The sequence below is a fragment of the Paenibacillus sp. ACRRY genome (genome assembly GCF_022346995.1).
Taxonomy (GTDB): Bacteria; Bacillota; Bacilli; order Paenibacillales; family Paenibacillaceae; genus Paenibacillus.
In genome coordinates this window covers 604,250-622,030 of the sequence record NZ_JAKRNM010000001.1, presented here as the reverse complement: position 1 = coordinate 622,030, position 17,781 = coordinate 604,250, and the positions used below count along the sequence as shown (strand labels likewise).

Sequence of the window (17,781 nt, the reverse complement as noted above, 5' to 3'; positions counted from 1 at the left end):
TTGACGAAGAATTTAGAGGTGTTTTCTGATTTATCAGAGCGTTTGGATTATAATCTTCCTGATATACCGCTGTATGTCCGAAAGGGAAGCCTTCATCAATTTAACAATTATGCGGCAGTCGCACATTGGCATGTGGATGTGGAGTTTATCTATGTACAAAAAGGATCGATGGAGTTCTCTGTTAATGGAAGCATCACTCGATTGCATCAAGGAGAAGGAATTTTCGTGAACAGCCAACGTTTGCATTTCGGTTATTCTCTTGCCGATCATAACGATTGTGTCTTTCTTGTCGTCGTTATTCATCCCTCTATCCTTGGCGAGAAGACTTCATTTATTCAAACATACTGGACGGAAAAGTTTAGTTTAACGATGGCTGATTTTCTTGTGCTTACAGAGAAGGTGGCTTGGCAGCAAAGCATATTAGAGTCCATTCAGGATATTTATAGGGAAATGCACACGGAACATACTCAGCCCAATCCACTTCGTCTGGTATCACAAGCTCTATCTTTGTGTGCCAGTATAGGAGAACATTTGCAGCCCAATTTCGAGCAACCTGGAGTATTAACGCACGTTCAGGATATGACTCGTTTCATTCATCAAAACTATGATCAAAAAATAACTCTTGATGAAATCGCATCTGCAGGAGCAGTTTGCCGAAGCCGTTGTTGCACGCTATTCAACAAGTATGTGGGGCAAACGCCCAATAACTATGTCACTCAATATCGTCTACAAAAAAGCTGTGAAATGTTAAAAGAAACACGTAGATCCATAAGTGAAATTGCGCTTGCCTGCGGTTTCCAAAGTTCGAGTTACTTTTCGTCCATTTTCCGTAAACAAATGGGGATAGTTCCCCAAAATTACCGAAAACAAGTTACGAGTAACGACTCCTCTTAAAATGTAAAACAACCCGATATCCCCACATCACTCCGTGAAGATACTAGGTTGTTTTTTAGAATTAATCGGAGAAGAATACCATATTCTTAATCTATCTTTCAAACTCCCCTATTCGTCTGAAATATGTTTAAGCACCTTGGCTGGATTCCCCGCAACAATCGTGTTTGGCGGCACATCCTTCGTTACTATTGAACCCGCTGCCACAATGGAATTATCCCCTATTGAAACACCCTGTAAAATGGCGCAGTGACCTCCGATCCAGACATTATTACCAATTACGATGGAAATGCCGTGACCCGATTTGTTTCGATTCATTGGTGCTATATTATGACCAGCCGTGTAAATGCCGACATTAGGTCCTATCATACAGTCATCACCGATCCGAACCTCCGCCATATCCAGAATGGTGCAGTTGTATCCTGCATAGAAGTTTCGGCCAACATGAATGTTATAACCCAGATCACAGTGGAAATTATGCTCAATGCTAATGCCTTCTGATATGCTGCCAAATAGTTCCCGAATCAATCGCTCTTTCTTTTGTCCATCTTCCGGATCGCAATCATTAAAGGCCTTAACAAGCTTTTGGGCTCGTATGCTTCTATCACGTAATTCCGTCGTTCCCCGTTCGTAATAAACCTTCTCTTTATGTTGTTTCATTTCTTCCTCCAGGCAAAATGGTTTTACTAATTATATACTAGTCTCCATATGCATTGTAACTTACCTGATGATCAATGAAACAATGTCCTCTATTTTCGCCCTATGTGAAGAAAATTGCTGAATCTGCTGCGCAGCGAAAACCGACATTACCAGAGGAACTGTCTGGTGTATTCTTATTGCGGGCAGCTACTCGGTATCGGTAACAATAGGAATCCTAGGGGACTTTATTTTATTTGCCTTGGACGAAGCAGATGTTTGTGCTGCTTTGTCCTTTTTGCATGTTCAATTCGAGCTTGCAGAACCTGAACGAGAAAAGCTAATAAAGTAGTGTATATAGTCATTCTCTTGGACATTTATTTTTCAGCTGTTGACTTCAAAAAATCATAATGTTAATATTAGTTTCACAATCTAACAGTTAGACAATGAAACTAATTTGATGAGGGAGGATTAACTATGGATATGGATAATAAGCAATTAGAACAACATATTGATATGTACAATCAGAGAACGCAATCAATAGGTATGAGTATGCAATCGATTCACAAAAGTATTTCTAAATCTAGCAACGTTACTCCAGAACAGTTTAACGTAATGAATATCATTAATACGATTGATAACTGCACAGCAAGTTTCTTGGCTAAGGCACTTAATGTCAAAAAAAGCTCTATTACCGCGATTGTAAATCGATTAACGGATAAAGACTTAATTAAACGTGAAAATAATGAGAAGGATAAACGATTGGTCTTTCTTGAGTTGACCGAAAAAGGAAAAAATATTTTGATAGAAGAACGAAAAAAAATACTAGAGGTACTCATGCCATTAGGAGACAAGCTCACTGTTAAGGAGCTGGAGAAATTAAACGAGTTTTTATCTGTAATCGATGCACAATTAAATATGATTAAGAAGGACTTGGTCGAGAATGAAGATTAATATGAGGTTGTACGGATTTATTATAGGGTCGATAATGATTTTATTATCTTGGGCACAGTCATTTTTGATTAATTATCTAATCCCTTTAGGGGTAATCGCAATAATTATGTCTGTAGTTAATATTATAGTAGTGAAGAAGCACTTCAATGAAAAGCTTTATCGTGGTTTATTCGTTATTTCGACTTTATCCATAGCTGCTGAAATCCTCTGGATCCTATTTGATAAAATCGAATTATTTGTAGTTGCACAAGTTTCATTTGTGGCATCTGGATTTGTATTCATTATTTTCGCCTTAGGCGTACATACGAAAACGAATCGAAGTTTCACATCCACAGCTCTGAGAATCGGCCAATGGATTCCCATCATTGTTTTAATGCTGGTGACATCGATATTAATCCTCATTACAGTCACGCCAAAACCAGTTACTTTATATTTGCAAAGTTCTTCTGGGGCAAAAAACACTTTTCATGCCGAACCGTCTATTACGACAACTATTGATGGTAAATATCAACTAACAAGCAATATTCAATACGGTGAGCAGTATCCCCGAAGTTTTCTAAATATTATTACACCCAAGGGATCATTAGACGAAGAACGTCCAACATACTTTTATGTACATGGTGGCGGCTTTATTGCTGGAGATTCTATAGGAGGCGATCCAAACGCGGGAGCGGCACAGAATACAATGTTATACCACTACGAATTAATGGTTGACCATGGTTATAATGTGGTAACAATCAATTATGCGTTAGCTCCTGAATATGTACACCCGACACCAATTAAGCAATTATCAGAAGCCGTACAATTTATGCAGCAAAACGGCAAACAGTATGGAATTAATATGAATAATGTTATCTTTGGCGGAGGAAGTGCAGGTGGATTTATCGCTGCCAACTTTATAACCATTCAAGCTAACCCTGATTATGCAAAAGAAATCGATATTAATCCCGTCATCGAGCTTAAGGATATCAAAGCTTTAGTTCTAGAAGTCCCTGCTCTTGACTTTACTCGGGGACATAGAACCGTAACTCAAGACATCGTAACGGACTATATTTTCGCTCAATCTGGGAGTGCTTACATGGGTCAGCCGGTAGTTAGCGCTGATAAAGAAGTTTTACAATCATTAAATGTAATACCGAAAGCGACGAGTAATTTCCCTCCAACTTTTATCACCGACGGAAACACGGGGACTTTTCCAGATCAAGCTGAAGATTATTATAAACGGTTAAAAGCATTAGGCGTCAACACAGATTTATATATTCCGGATATCCATGAGAGCAAGGAAGTTCACGGATACATGAATACAATAGATACTGCGGCTACTCGCACTTATATTCAGAGAAAACTAGCCTTTTTGGATAGTTTAGAGTAATAATGAAAACAGTTGCCTGCTTAGGCAACTGTTTTTTATCGATGTGCTACACTCTCTCCATTCTTGCCTCGCTCATCCATCCTGCCTTACTTGCCTAAACCATTCCAGAATGTTTGGAAAACACCTTCCTCCACCTCAAAAACTACAGGTACATTACCGTAACGCACCAGTCCTTCTTTGAACAGAACCAGTGGAACTTGCGTCTTGTCTTCCAGCGCTAGGTAGATGATCTTACGGTCTTCCTGACCATAAAGACGCTCTTCCAATTCTGAAGTCATGGCTAGTGGTTTGGACTCATATAGTGCCGAAATGAATCTTTCCAATGATGGGTCCGCTGCCAATGGCTGTAGCTGTGATAGGCCATTATTCCAGCTTTCAAAGGTCTCCCATTGTGCCGAAGTCATGTTACCTTCGAGATGCAGCTTACCAAACAGATCGTCACCGCTCCCAATCGTGATGCCATTGTTCTTGTCAAACAATTGAGCGAACACCTGACCATCAAGTTCAGTGTATGACATGATACGGAAGTCCTTATTGTAGCCATTAACCATATAGATATCCGCTTCACCGATGTTGGAGGCCAGCTCTTTATATTCATCCTGGCTACTCAACTCATTGATGCCACCCGTTGTAGTACCCAGTTTCTCACCGCGCAAAGCCAGGGCATCCTCACCGTTAAGCGATGTCGGGGACTGCGTATAGACATTCCCCTGATATACAACCAGTTGAAGCATGCTCGCTTTGGGGCCGCTGCTATTTGAATTCGGAAGTTCTGTCTTCGGAATCACTACCGGGTCATATGAAACGTTTGCAGTCACCTGTGTCCCCGATGGTGTCGAAACGTTCCACTGCTGCCATAAGCTTGGAGCAGCCAGGCCAATGCTGGCAGCAATGACGACACTCGCTGCAATATAAAGAGGCTTGCGCTGACGTTTTTGTTTATGGTGCTGCACGTTGGAGATTTGCTCCATGCGTTTTTTCATTTGGTCACTTGTTTTCATCTGATCCACCGCTCTCTTATAATTTCGTTTGAATTGTTCCTCGTTCATTCAGTTCCTCCCCTTCAAGCTCCAGTTTTAACAGCTGTCTCCCCCGTTGTAATCGCATCTTCACCGCTGACTCGCTAATCTGTAAAATCTCACCGATTTTTCGGACTGGATAATCTTCGTAATAATACAGATGAACCACTGCTCTATACTTGATGGGCAATGACAGCACGAGTTCGATTAGCACACGATCTTCAGGGTCATCTGTTGTTAGAAATTCTGCTCCCTCCAGATTAACCTCCCGTTTGCGCCAGCCTCTACCTAATAAGGACTTGCAGTGATTGGTGATGACTCGGATCAACCATGCTTTCTGATGCTCCGCATCGTTGAACGTGGGGGCTTTTTCCATTAGCTTGATGAAGGTATCCTGAGTAGCTTCCTCCGCGTCCTCTCGTCTACCAAGGTGCACCATGGCTATTCGGAACAGAGTATCCGCATAAGTCTCATATATGTTCATCACATGATCGCCCGGTTGGGGTACGGATCGCTGCATGGTTGTTCAGCCCTCCTTTATACCTCTAACACTCTTAAGGACGGCATTTGGTCACATTTTGTTGAATATATCTGAAAAGTTTCAGTATGTTTGAAAAAACGATTGGCATCCCAATTGACAGACATTAAAAAAAGCCGCAAATTAGCGGCTTGTACATCCTCAACTGCTGCAAGGCAGACAAAAAACCGACCCTTCAATTTCAAAGGTCGGTTTACCCATTCGGGAGAAGAAAACAATGGTTATAATTGTATTATGTCCACGCTTCTCAGTTATATACCATCTTCTGCTCTAACTCTAGTTGTTATTTGGACAATTCAGTAATATCAACATTCATATGTTCAGTTAGCATTAAGGTTACATCCACCTTCACTTTGCTCCATAATAATGTCATTTTATGAATGTAACCTCTCACCGAATAATTTACCGTTAGACTTAGCTCGGATCTCTGTTCATCAATGATTTTTATATGATGTTCCTTTAAGCTTTGTTTCGATTGGTACATCTCTAAAGCGATTTTCTTTTGGGTACCGTCCAAATAGTCAACATAGACCGATTTCATTTTAAAATTTGAAGCGTATATTTTGTGCTTATCTACTTCCAGAGCGCTTAACAGATAGGGAAGCTCTACCAGCCTCTTCACGAGTGCAAGTTCCTCAGAAGTCTGTCTCACCGTACACGCCTCCTTCTTCAAGCTTTACCGTGACCAATTGATCAAAATCGACCCATTCAAATCCATTGTGCATTTCAATTTTGATTTTCTTCCCAACGGTACTGATTGAAGTAACGATCCCGTGTATATATCGATTGCCCGACTCATTATACACTTCAATGGTGGCTTGTAATGTATAGTTGAGCGACATATCTACATTTTGAGCAATGATCTCCCACTCATCTTCATGAATTAGCGGTTTCGCTTGAACATGAATTTGAGTACGATGCTGTATGATTCGCTCTTTATGTTGTGGAAGCATCATCCGGCTTGATTCCCATAATCCATTAGCCTCAAGTTTTTTGCTCATTTGTAGTGCCCCCCAATTTTAGATGCTCTATCGATCGCTTGACCAGCAGCCGTAATGGAGCTTGCGCGAAGTATGGCAATGTCGCCAAATCGATCCTTAATGTCGTCCATCACCTGATCAATAGCCCGTTTGTGCTCCTGATCATCAAAGAAAGACAGTTGATATGTATCCGCGTTGGATAATTGAGAAAGGGATACGCCTACACGGCGCACCGGTTGCCCATCCCAGTGTTGATGAAATATGCGTTTGGCGATCTTGCACACATCAACGGTTATGTTTGTTGGATCAGACAGCTTAACCTGCCTGTGAAAGCCCGTTGGATGGTCGAAATCCGCTCCAGCCACACTCACGGAAACGACACTACCCATCAGACCTTTTTTACGTGCTCTTCGGCACACTTCTGTACAGATATCGAGGATAACCACTTCAATCTCCCAAGCCTCTGTGTAATCTCTAGGCAAGGTCATTCCGTTCCCGATATCCTTTTGTGTACTGTGCGTATTGACGGTTACTGGCGAGTTGTCGAGTCCATTGGCGACTCGCCAGATGACTTCTCCATTCACGCCCCATTTACTTTTGAGTTGGGTAAGAGATGTATTCGCCAAGTCTCTAATCGTTCGGATGCCCATCTTCCACAGATGTTTTTCCATTCTTGAGCCGATCCCCCACATATCGCGGATGGGCTTATCTCCAATGTGGAGGTGTAACTCTTCTTTCTTTAAGTGAAAAATGCCACCCTCCGCTTTTTTAGCGATCATATCGCAGCACAATTTACTGATGATTTTGTTTTCACCGATACCCGCTCTCGCGTAAACCCCTGTTTCATTATAGATCTTGTCTTGAATTTGCTTCGCCAAATCGACGGGATCATTACCGAACAGATGCATAGACCCTGTAAAATCAGCGAATAATTCGTCTATACTATACGGCTCAACCAGATCGGTGAACTCTTCAATAATGGACATGATTTGAGTGGATACTTCGATGTATTCTTGCATGTGAGGTCTAACTATGATTAGTTCAGGGCACTTCTGCAGCGACTGCCAGAGTGGTTCTGCCGTAGATACACCTCTCGCTTTGGCTAATGGACAAGCAGCAAGAATAATGCCAGAACGTCTTGCTGGGTCGCCTGCAACGGCAAGTGGTCTATTTTTGTATTGAGGCATTTTTGCCTTTTCGACTGAAGCATAAAAGCTCTGCATATCAATGAGCATAATGGTTCGCTGCTTAGTCAACACTGTAATCACTCCTGTACTTTTAAGAACGTATGTTTGTATATATATTATAAACCGAACACACGTTCTTTATGCAAGAGGTAAATATTTATATTCATCGAGATATAGTCATACTCAACATTCAGAAGCGTGTCTTATGACAAAGAAAGACCCTGAGGGGGATAAACCCTCAGGGTCGATTAGAGACTTCTCCATGATTGATCTCTTTTTCTCTACTAACTACCCAATACCTCATATACACTCCAACGATGCTTCAAAAGGAGCCCTGAGCTTTTAAGCCATTAAGATATCTATTGTGTAATTAATATATAGTGCATATCCCTTCTATATAAACAGATTATGGTTTGCTTTGTCAGCCTGGCCTAGATAGTAACCTACCCCACCAATCGTCACTTGATCCATGATCTCTTCCCGTTGGATACCCATCAGATCCATAGACATTTGACAAGCAACCATTTCAACACCTTGAGCTAACGCAGTTTGAATCAATTCCTCCAGGGAGGCTACGTTATTTTTCTTCATAATGCCGCGAATAACTTTAGGACCGACACCAATCATATTCATTTTGGACAAGCCTAACTTGTGACTACCACGTGGCAGCATAAGATCGAACATACGGCCTATAATGTTTTTGGATACCGGTCCCGTCGGATGCTTGCGAATAATATTTAGTCCCCAGAATGTATAGAACATGGTTACTTTGCGCCCACTTGCAGCTGCGCCATTAGCAATAATAAGAGAGGCTATTGCTTTATCCAGGTCGCCACTGAAGACAACCATCGTACTGGCAGGTTCAACATTTTGAGCTTCCGAAGTTGATGATCTGACTGTCTCTGACTGCTTGGTTAGTACTGCTTCTATGATACCGCTCTTACCACGTTCCAGCTGTATGAGTGAGGAACCAGACATTGCTGCCCATGCCTTCACATCTTCGTAAAACCCTGGATCAGAAGCTTTTACCCGTAGCGTTTCTCCATCGGATAGTTGATCCATCTTCTGCTTTACTTGTATTAACGGACCAGGGCAGCTCAATCCGCACACATCCAATTCTTCATCGATACGCAGTGGCTGGGTAGACAGTTGATCAGTCTGATGCAATGCATTTTGCTTAAGATTAGAAATATGCTTGTTATGATTTTGGTCATCTGTATGATCATCTCTTTGATTAGAAAGCGGAGCTGGCTTAAATTGCGCTTGTCGATACGTTTTAAATCCTCCACTCAAATTTTTAACGGCGAAACCATGCTGACGCAAAATTTGTGCTGCAGTATACCCCCTTAAACCTACTTGGCAGTATACCCAGATTTCTTTAGAGACATCTAACTCATGCATTCTTTCCCGAAGCTCATCCACTGGGATGTTTAATGACCCTGGAATATGGCCGTTACGATGCTCCAGCTCGCTACGTACATCCAGGAGTATGGTTTGCTCCGGCTGGCGCATGGGCAGCTGGTCATAGGTATACGTTTTGACACGTCCGGACAAAATATTTTCTGCTGCATACCCAGCCATATTAACCGGATCTTTTGCAGATGAATAGGGCGGTGCATAACTCAGTTCAAGTTCAGTCAAGTCGCTTATATGACCCCCAAAATGAATAGCAACCGCAATATCATCAATCCGTTTGTCCACTCCTTCGAATCCGACTGCCTGAGCACCCAAGATTCTTCCTTCAGGGGAAAACAGCAATTTCAGAGTAATTGCACTCGATCCTGGATAATACGATGCATGAGAAGCAGGATGAACAATCACCGTATGATAATTAATGTTAAGACGTTTTAGCATCTTTTCATTACTGCCCGTAGTTGCTCCAGTCAGTCCAAACACTTTAATAATAGAAGTCCCTTGTGTTCCTTTGTAGGTAGAATTAATGCCGGCAATCCGATCCGCAGCAATACGTCCTTGTTTGTTGGCAGGACCTGCAAGCGGAATCGCTGTCTTGGTTCCATGGATGTAATCACTGACCTCAATTGCATCACCAACCGCATATATATGCGGTATATTGGTTTCCATGGCCTCATTGACAATGATGTGTCCACGTGTCCCCAAGGAAATACCACTGCTTTGCAGAAATGAGGTATCTGGCGAAACGCCAATCGCAAGAATCACAAGATCTCCTCTTAGAACATGACCATCTGCAAGCTCGACCCCTATGCCTTGCTCCAATGTACGAAAAGCTTTTACACGCTGTGAAAACAGCAAATTAACACCATGCTGCTCCATTTCTTGTGCCAGTGCAGCTGCGAGCTCAGGATCAAATGGAGTCAGCAATTGTTCATTACCCTCGACCAGCGTTACATGTAGTCCAGCTTCCCTCAAATTTTCTGCCATTTCGACACCGATAAATCCACCACCAATTACGATTGATGACTCGTTGTTAGATGAACTTATTGCATCTTTGATTCGATCAATGTCTGGAATGTTACGCACTGTATAAATCAATGGATTATCTATACCCGGCACATCGGGGATCTTCGGACGTGCACCTGGGGACAGAATCAACTCGTCATAGGTTTCTTCATATTGACCGCGCTCCTCGCTGTTCACTTGAATCGTTTGTTGTTGGGGATTAATTGACATGACCTCACTCTGTGCACGTACATCAATTCGAAAACGATCTGCCATCCCTTTAGGTGTTTGTACCAGCAAACGGTCACGCTCAGCAATCGTTCCGCCGATATAATAAGGTAAGCCACAGTTGGCGAATGAAATGTAGGGACCCTTTTCAAATATGACTATTTCGGCATGTTCGTCCAGTCGGCGTAGGCGGGCAGCTGCTGACGCACCCCCCGCTACTCCACCAACAATGACTACTTTCTTGCTCATGATTAACATTCATCCTCTCCAAATAAAACAGTTATAATCTGTTCAATACGTTGGTTTGCAAGTATATAATTCACTTCGAGGCCATTTCGCTCCGTATCAACAATTCCTGCACTGCGCAGCTTCTGTAAATGCTGGGAAACGGTTGACTGCGGCAGATCCAGACACTCCTGCATATAGGAAACATTACATTTCTTTTTACGCATCAACCCACGCACAATGCACAGGCGTATAGGATGAGAAAGGGCCTTCAGTAAGTTAGCAGGTTCCTCAAACTGTTTTAAATCACGGCTATCGTGAAATTCGAGTTTATCCAAACGTAATCCCCCTCTGTATCGTTATATTAGAATAATACGATATAGTAAAATGAAAGTCAAACTCCTGTATTTGTTATTTTCTATCCTTATGTCACCAACAGCGTGAATATCATAACGTAAAATGCCTCCAATGCCCTTCGGAAACAACTTCTACTGTTCCATCGATCACTTTGATGGCGGTTTGATCATCAATCGCATATGTAGGCCCTTGAATACCAGCGGCCCATCTTTCAGCAGCAGCCATAGTGTTTTCCGGAAGCTTTTCATGGTCAAGATGCGGAAAAATTGCAAAGTCAACCAGACCCAGTGTCGCATCACCACCGCCGGGTGGAACCCAGCCAACAAAGTATTCCCCAATGTGGGGTGCCATCACCATACTACCCGCGCTCATTCCCACATAAACTGCCTGCAGCGATGGTAAGAGGTCTGCCAGTCCGGACTGCCGCATCCAGTGGTTCAGAAAGAGTGCGTCGCCGCCCGCCACCAGCAGGACGTCTATTTCCTGAACCAGCGGCACCCAGCGGTTTTTACTGATGCTTGGCAGCGCGGTGAGCTCTAACACACCAACAGACTTCCAGCCCAGGTCAACCATGGGGTTCTCGGATTTCCCGCTGATGAACTGCCAGGTATTGACGCCAGGTCCGACCCAGGGGTGTCCGTACATTGCGGTGGGAATACACAGTGCGTTGGAGTCGGCGATCGGCTTGTCCAACATGTCCACTAACGCGTCGCGTATGCTTTTGTTATTAACGCCCGCAGAAGTTAGTAATAATTTCATAGCTTCACTCCTAGTCGCTTGGAACTTTTTAATTCAGCTTATTAACTATATCATCTACCCTATATCCATTAAGACCATCTCGTCGAAACGTCATTTGAACTGTGAACGTCAAAATTATTTTTATCAAATGCAATCACCTCATTGTTGGGATATTTTATTTTTCCCATAATGAGGATTTGAATGCTGCTTTTAACTAATTTCCTGCAGCTTTTTTAAAGAACGTAGACATTTCGTTGAAACCGTACAGACTGCTGCTAGTAAAAGTAATGGTTTCTCCCTTGGTGTTTGTTAAAAAATGTTCATTCCAAGAATCAATCATGGAGGTAGTCAATTCAGCCAATTCTTTATTAGCGAAATACCCTAGAGAGACATGGGGTGTATAGGAAAATCCGCACGTTTTTAATCCGAAATGTCTCTTATACTCTTCGATGAGGTATTTTCTTTCTTTTTCAATCTTATGTAAGATGGCTTGAGAATGAGAATTCGCAGGTTTTAGACTTGCTACTAGCACAGAATTCCCCCATTTTAGGAGTCTATCAAATTGAAACGTAATGGGTTCTTTCATGTTGATATTTAGCGGCTGGTCTTCGGTACAGAGAAACTCATTTTCTCTCAGCAAGGAATGCGGTAAACCTTCAAGCAGATCTTCGGCTTGGAACCTATGTTTGCGTGAGACAGCTTGAACGTTGGCTTCATTAATTCCATCCCAAAGCGTCACATGATAAGAATGGGAAGGCAAAGGGCAAAACAAATATGCATTGTTCAATTCTGTGAATATTGTAAGAGTTTGATATAAACTTTTGTATAATTTTAATTCTTCAGTTTCAATATCACAACTAAGTAACCTCAGCTCTCTACTTTCATCTAAGGGCAATAATCGGTCTGATGGATTATCAAATAGGATTGAGAATCCTCTAAATTGTGACCACTGGGGCGTAAATCCAGAAACTTTAGGATTAGTAATTAGAAACATATTCACCCTCCATTTAATAATCTAATTTGACTACTATTATTTCCATGCCAGTAATTGTAATCCCTTTTCTTTCATTAAACTGTCCTACCCGTTAATTCAACGCGACTATGATAAGGTTTCCCATACATCCTGTTCAGCTAATTAGCTGTCCCTCTAATCTATTATTTCTCTTCTATTTAATAGGTAGAAGCACGATCGTTGCGATTAGTAGAATCATATATTAATACATAGACATGAATAACTATGAAGGAAGTGATAAGATGTTGGATTCTGTAATCTCTCCTTCCATTACGATACTAGGCAGCAGCGGAGGTGCTGCTAAAGCGGTATTAGCCATTCTTAATCAATCCGTACAAGATAATAATGACCCTATACACTCTATCATTAACCAATCACAATTCCACCTCATTGATATGAACCAAAAGGATAAAGCATATTATGATCAACTCTTCCCCCATCTTTCGAAACAAATCAAAATCCAACAGCTGGATCTTAAAAATGTCAGCGACTTTCAGAAACACCTTACTAAAACAAACACAAAAGTAGTCATTGATGTATCATGGGCCGATACGATCGAGATGCTCAACTGCTGTAACGAACTGGGCATATTATATGTTAATTCTGCCCTTGAGAATGAGGAGGTGGATAATAACGAGAGCCTGCACGGGTTTCCCCTTGCAGAGCGAAATATTAAATATCAAACTAGAAAAACTGATTTCACCCAGACAACGGCCATTACATGCTCAGGTATGAATCCTGGTGTCGTACAATGGATGGCTATAAAACTCATGCAAGAAAATCCAGATAAAAAACCTTTAGCCTGCTACATTGTTGAGCATGATACATCCTTTTTTGCAGACCAAACATTAATTGAACCTAACACCATTTACACTTCTTGGTCAGTCGAATGTTTCCTGGATGAAGCCATATTAAGCTTTCCGATGTTTGTTCATAATCATTTGCCTCATTATTTTTATGAACAAGTCTATTCAATGGAGTACAAAGTAAGGTTAGGAGACAAGGAATTTTACGGATGTCTGATGCCGCATGAGGAAGTGCTAACACTAGGTGAGTTATTTGATATGCAGATTGGATTTATTTATCGTGTTAGTGAGTATACAACGAATTTAATTCGAAACCATTTAGATCGTGTAGACGATTTATGGAATTGGAACCAGCGCATAATTGATCCAGATAACGGGGAGGTAGAAGGTGCAGATCTCGTTGGAGTTCTTTTGGTTTACGAGGATCATGAAAAGTTTATGTATAATTCGATGAAAAGTAGTAGCATTTATGCCCAGTACAAAACAAATGCCACGTATTTTCAAGTCGCATGCGGCATTTATGCTGCCTTGGCCAGCCTAATTCTGGATGATATTCCTGTAGGTATTTACAACGTCCATGAGCTCCTTCTCAAAACCGAAAGCAAGTACGAAGAATATCTAACGTACCATATGACCGATTTTGTCGTGGGAGAAAATAAAGACTCCGATGGATTACTTCATCAAAGATTAATATGGACTAAATAACTGTACGTATGGATTAATTCGAAGCACGATCACCATAAAATGTTTTTCCTAATTCCTCCCTAGTTTTCATCCCGATTAGGTTGACTCACTGCTTTCATAATGGATACAAAAAAATCCGGAACTGGTTGTCCCGGATTTTCCTTGTGGTTACTCTACTGCCAATGAGTTTTATCCATATATACTTAACATAATTTCAAGTGGATTTTCGCTCCCTGGTGGTTAGGCTCCAACTGTAACGCTTCATTAAATCGTTTTTTGGCCTCTTCTTTATTCCCAAGCCCCAGTAATCCAAGGCCAAGCATAAACAAGCAGTGGGTTTGATTTCGCTTATTCAAATCATCTTCAAATACCAGAAAATCTGGTAGGGATACAGCAAAGTAATCGATTTTCACATCATCAAAAAGATGTCTTTCTGCGTAATCCATCAGCTTGTTAAATCGGCGCTTGGCTTCTTTCGAATGGTTTAATTGACCCCACGCAAGCCCTTGATAGAATATCATCTCTGGTGGCTGATCATTGTAATACATCGCACTGGCTGGTTCCTCGAGCCCCTCCGAAGCGAGTTTCCAATGATAAACAGCCTCTTCTAGCTGTCCGAGTCCCTGATAGGCCATGCCCAGCTCATAATGAATATTGTTCTCTTGTGCGCCTTCAAGTTTGCCTTCACCCAGATTCTCCGGATATTGAAGCGCCCGTTGAAGCAGTGAAACGGCCTCTTGATAGGATTGACGGGCATTCTCCTTCTTGGCAAGCTCAACGAGAGCAAGTGTATATTGTCCTGTTGTTTTTCCCTCTCCGCCTTCCCAAGGGTGAAAACGACGACTTAATAATAAAGACAGTGCTTCATTATGTTTGCCTAGCGTATTCAGCAGCGTAATATATTCGAGATATAGGTCGTCACGATGTTCGACCAGGTGCATATGTTCCTGAAGTTTTGTTAATCGTTCTTGTGCAGAAACGCCCGTTTTCTTAAGCAGCTGATCGAGCTCGTAAAATACTCGGGCATCATCCTTATCACATTCAAACGCCTGATGAAGCGATTGCAATGAAGCCTCTGCGTCATGACGTTTGTTATAATAGGCCAGCGCAAGATTGCGGTGAGCCGTGGCGAATTGATGTTCAAGGCCAATGGAAATCTCCCAGTGCTTTATGGCCTCTTCCGCTCGTTTTTTATCATAATAAAAGTTACCTAAATAATAATGGGCCATACTGTCAGATGGATTTTTGTGGACTGTATGAAGCAATACACTTAGATCAAACAGGCTGTTCGGGAAACAGTAATCCGGTGCAGCAGTTCCTCCAAGCTGACGTTCATGTTCTGCTTTTTCAGTGAGTCCCATCTTGTCATAGACATAGGCAAGTGTGTAATGAACCATTGGATATGCCAATCCATCCTGTTTGGATGAAATTTCTTCTAACAGCTGGGATGCTTCCTCATAGAAACCACTTCCTGCATAATCCCAAGCCAGGTTCAAGTAATTATGTGCGTCACCTCTCATAAATCGTCGAAGCTCAGATTGTACGTAAAGAGCCTCTTCACTTTTTCCCATGGCTTCGAGATTCATGAATTTCTCATGTCTAGCACCAAAATCCGCAATGTCCATCGTCAGCGTTTCGTCTGCAAACGCAATAGCTTCTTCATAACGACCCAACTTGCGAAGCAGTACCGTTTTTACGAGCCTTGATTTGTAGTTTCTTGTATTGCGAATCAATGCACGTTCTACCAGATCCAGTGCTTCTATATATGCCCCCTGCTCGGAAGCAATCTGGCTTAATGCGTAGTAGCCACTATCCTGATATGCTGCAGACCACACTGCCTTATAAAACGATTTGAAAGCCTCTTCATTTCGTTCTTGGAGCCGGAGTGTTAAGCCAAGTTGATAGTAAGCTTCACTGTCATACGGATTGGGATTTCGCCAGGTCAATGACTCAATCGCCTTACGGAAATGAGTTTCCGCTTTCTCCAAAACCCCTCTGCGAAGCAGCAATGTTCCATAAGCAATGTTGAGACGAATATCAGAAGCATCTCTTCTCAATCCTTCTTGATAATAGCTTTCCGGTTCAAACGTAGCGTGCCTGTACTGCTCCAAATGAAGACCGGCAAGATACAACTGTTCTGTACTTTTCAGTTCTTCGGGGAGAGGAAGCGGTTTGGCGGCATCCGGAATCTGTTCGATGGATGGTTTCGCTGGCTTGTAGCTGATGAGCAGATTATGCTTGGCATCTCGAACTGTGACAAGCAAGTCATGTGGTTGATCTTCATCGTCCAAGGTAATGATGGTTTTGTAAGTTGATTCTGGTGAAATGGTGGCAACATCATTGACATAGGTCCGCTTACGTCCCTTCAATGTTATGGTTGCTCCTTCAAAGACCGATGTAGCATAGGCCATAACCGTCGCCACTCGGAGCTGTTCATCCACTTCCAAATTCACTGCTGCGTCCACGGAAGCATTTTTGACGACCCCAATGTTTTTGTACGGCATGAAATATTGGGTAAACGACTTTTCTTCATACGGCTGGAGCCAAGTAAAATCAGGCTGGTTGTCGGTGAATACACCAGTCATCAACTCGATGTAAGGCCCGTCTTCATCCGTCAGGCTACGGTCCCAGGCTTGGCCGAATTCACCGTTGCCCCACGTCCATTGCTTCTTGCCTGGAGAGACATGATGATTGGCTACATGCAGCAAACCTGCTTGCACGCTATGGTCGTAACCGCCTACAAAATTGTAGTCTGATTTATATGCCATATAAGAAGTCGGGACCGGGATATTTTTGTACCTGGAGATATCGACGCCTTCGGAATAATCCATTTTGTAATAAGTCCCTGTAGCAATCGGGAATTTGGATACATCCCGTTTGCCGTGGTCAAATACAGCTGTAACATCAGGTGGAAATACGGTTTGTGTATGATCGTTGACAGCCACGGCCGGGTTGGCCCACCACAAAAAGGTTTGCGGCTCGGAGGTCCGGTTGTACATTTGCGCCGTAATTTCGATATAGGCCTTACCTGGATGTAATGTGAAACCAGTGGTTACTTTTGTGCCATACATGCGATCAATCTCACTAACCCATACGGTTGCGCTGCCGTCCTCATTCTCGGTTGCCGTGTGCTGTACAGGCCCAAACGTATTCGGTCGATGATGCTGCGGCCAGTTAAATTCGATACCTCCTGAAATCCATGGGCCAGCAAGCCCAACAAGTGCCGGTTTGATAACACGATTGTAATACACGAAATCATAATTGTTTGTTTTATCTAATGCGCGGTAGATGCGCCCACCAATTTCAGGCAACATTTCGACGCGAACGTATTCGTTCTCAAGAATGGCCATGCAATAGGATCTGGATTTTTTCTCATCCAGGATTTTATCGATGACCGGATGCGGGTAGACTCGTCCGGAACTCCCCTGGTACACTCGCTTCTCCAGAAACATGGGATTCTTGTCAGGTTTGCCAGTTCCGTAAGTGGGAATTTCAACCTGTTCCTCCCAGACTCGCACCTTAGAAACAGCTGATGACTCTTTTGTACTCATATCGAGATCCTCCTTTGGGTTATACATTTAATTTAAATGCCACTCCCCCTTTTATACAATTAACGAAAGTCGGTAGTTGATGGATTATATTCTTAAACTTAATTTCAATAACGACCTTCTTATCAAGGGGTATTATGATAATATTAAATCATATTCTTAAGTAAGGGGATTTTTATGGCAGAGGC

At 42.3% G+C, this 17,781-nt stretch carries 15 protein-coding genes and 1 pseudogene; 4 read left to right on the top strand and 12 right to left on the bottom strand.

Annotated features, from left to right (window positions below):
• Positions 1-894, top strand: a complete 894-nt coding sequence (locus MH144_RS02705; protein WP_239297537.1) for an AraC family transcriptional regulator — start codon at positions 1-3, stop codon at positions 892-894.
• Between the two features lie 108 nt (positions 895-1,002).
• On the opposite strand, the gene MH144_RS02700 is transcribed toward MH144_RS02705, so the two are convergent.
• The gene (locus tag MH144_RS02700; protein ID WP_239297536.1) at positions 1,003-1,551 is read right to left on the bottom strand and encodes a sugar O-acetyltransferase; all 549 of its coding nucleotides are present in this window, start codon (positions 1,549-1,551) and stop codon (positions 1,003-1,005) included.
• Positions 1,552-1,651: 100 nt separating this feature from the next.
• Positions 1,652-1,762 (bottom strand): annotated as a pseudogene (locus tag MH144_RS02695) (hypothetical protein); the annotation flags it as partial.
• 242 nt (positions 1,763-2,004) lie between these two features.
• Here MH144_RS02695 and MH144_RS02690 point away from each other — a divergent pair.
• Positions 2,005-2,481: a MarR family winged helix-turn-helix transcriptional regulator gene (locus tag MH144_RS02690; protein ID WP_239297535.1), complete on the top strand. Its 477-nt coding sequence runs from the start codon at positions 2,005-2,007 to the stop codon at positions 2,479-2,481.
• Between the two features lie 34 nt (positions 2,482-2,515).
• The gene (locus MH144_RS02685) at positions 2,516-3,853 is read left to right on the top strand and encodes an alpha/beta hydrolase (protein ID WP_239297534.1); all 1,338 of its coding nucleotides are present in this window, start codon (positions 2,516-2,518) and stop codon (positions 3,851-3,853) included.
• Between the two features lie 86 nt (positions 3,854-3,939).
• Here the strand turns inward: MH144_RS02685 and MH144_RS02680 are convergent, their stop codons facing one another.
• The 9 genes from MH144_RS02680 to MH144_RS02640 form a co-directional block, all read right to left on the bottom strand.
• On the bottom strand, positions 3,940-4,902 hold the full coding sequence (locus tag MH144_RS02680) for a hypothetical protein (protein ID WP_239297533.1): 963 nt from the start codon (positions 4,900-4,902) through the stop codon (positions 3,940-3,942).
• A complete protein-coding gene (locus tag MH144_RS02675) occupies positions 4,871-5,392 on the bottom strand; it encodes an RNA polymerase sigma factor (protein WP_239297532.1) in 522 nt (173 codons plus the stop codon). The genes MH144_RS02680 and MH144_RS02675 overlap by 32 nt, the downstream gene beginning before the upstream one ends.
• Before the next feature lie 301 nt (positions 5,393-5,693).
• Positions 5,694-6,062, bottom strand: a complete 369-nt coding sequence (locus MH144_RS02670) for a YhjD family protein (protein ID WP_095286834.1) — start codon at positions 6,060-6,062, stop codon at positions 5,694-5,696.
• Positions 6,046-6,411: a YolD-like family protein gene (locus MH144_RS02665; protein ID WP_239297531.1), complete on the bottom strand. Its 366-nt coding sequence runs from the start codon at positions 6,409-6,411 to the stop codon at positions 6,046-6,048. The genes MH144_RS02670 and MH144_RS02665 overlap by 17 nt, the downstream gene beginning before the upstream one ends.
• Positions 6,408-7,625, bottom strand: a complete 1,218-nt coding sequence (locus MH144_RS02660) for a DNA polymerase IV (protein ID WP_481857334.1) — start codon at positions 7,623-7,625, stop codon at positions 6,408-6,410. The genes MH144_RS02665 and MH144_RS02660 overlap by 4 nt, the downstream gene beginning before the upstream one ends.
• A 345-nt stretch (positions 7,626-7,970) precedes the next feature.
• Positions 7,971-10,472 carry an FAD-dependent oxidoreductase gene (locus MH144_RS02655; protein ID WP_239297530.1) on the bottom strand — a complete coding sequence of 834 codons (2,502 nt, stop codon included), beginning with the start codon at positions 10,470-10,472 and terminating at the stop codon, positions 7,971-7,973.
• Positions 10,473-10,474: 2 nt separating this feature from the next.
• Positions 10,475-10,786, bottom strand: a complete 312-nt coding sequence (locus MH144_RS02650) for an ArsR/SmtB family transcription factor (protein WP_239297529.1) — start codon at positions 10,784-10,786, stop codon at positions 10,475-10,477.
• Positions 10,787-10,895: 109 nt separating this feature from the next.
• Positions 10,896-11,564: a Type 1 glutamine amidotransferase-like domain-containing protein gene (locus MH144_RS02645; RefSeq protein WP_239297528.1), complete on the bottom strand. Its 669-nt coding sequence runs from the start codon at positions 11,562-11,564 to the stop codon at positions 10,896-10,898.
• A gap of 193 nt (positions 11,565-11,757) precedes the next feature.
• Positions 11,758-12,537, bottom strand: a complete 780-nt coding sequence (locus tag MH144_RS02640; RefSeq protein WP_239297527.1) for a hypothetical protein — start codon at positions 12,535-12,537, stop codon at positions 11,758-11,760.
• Between the two features lie 260 nt (positions 12,538-12,797).
• Between MH144_RS02640 and MH144_RS02635 the strand changes: the two genes are divergently transcribed.
• Positions 12,798-14,066: a saccharopine dehydrogenase NADP-binding domain-containing protein gene (locus MH144_RS02635; RefSeq protein ID WP_239297526.1), complete on the top strand. Its 1,269-nt coding sequence runs from the start codon at positions 12,798-12,800 to the stop codon at positions 14,064-14,066.
• Between the two features lie 182 nt (positions 14,067-14,248).
• On the opposite strand, the gene MH144_RS02630 is transcribed toward MH144_RS02635, so the two are convergent.
• Positions 14,249-17,596, bottom strand: coding sequence for a DUF5107 domain-containing protein (locus MH144_RS02630; RefSeq protein ID WP_239297525.1), 3,348 nt, complete (start codon positions 17,594-17,596; stop codon positions 14,249-14,251).
• Positions 17,597-17,781: the final 185 nt, after the last annotated feature.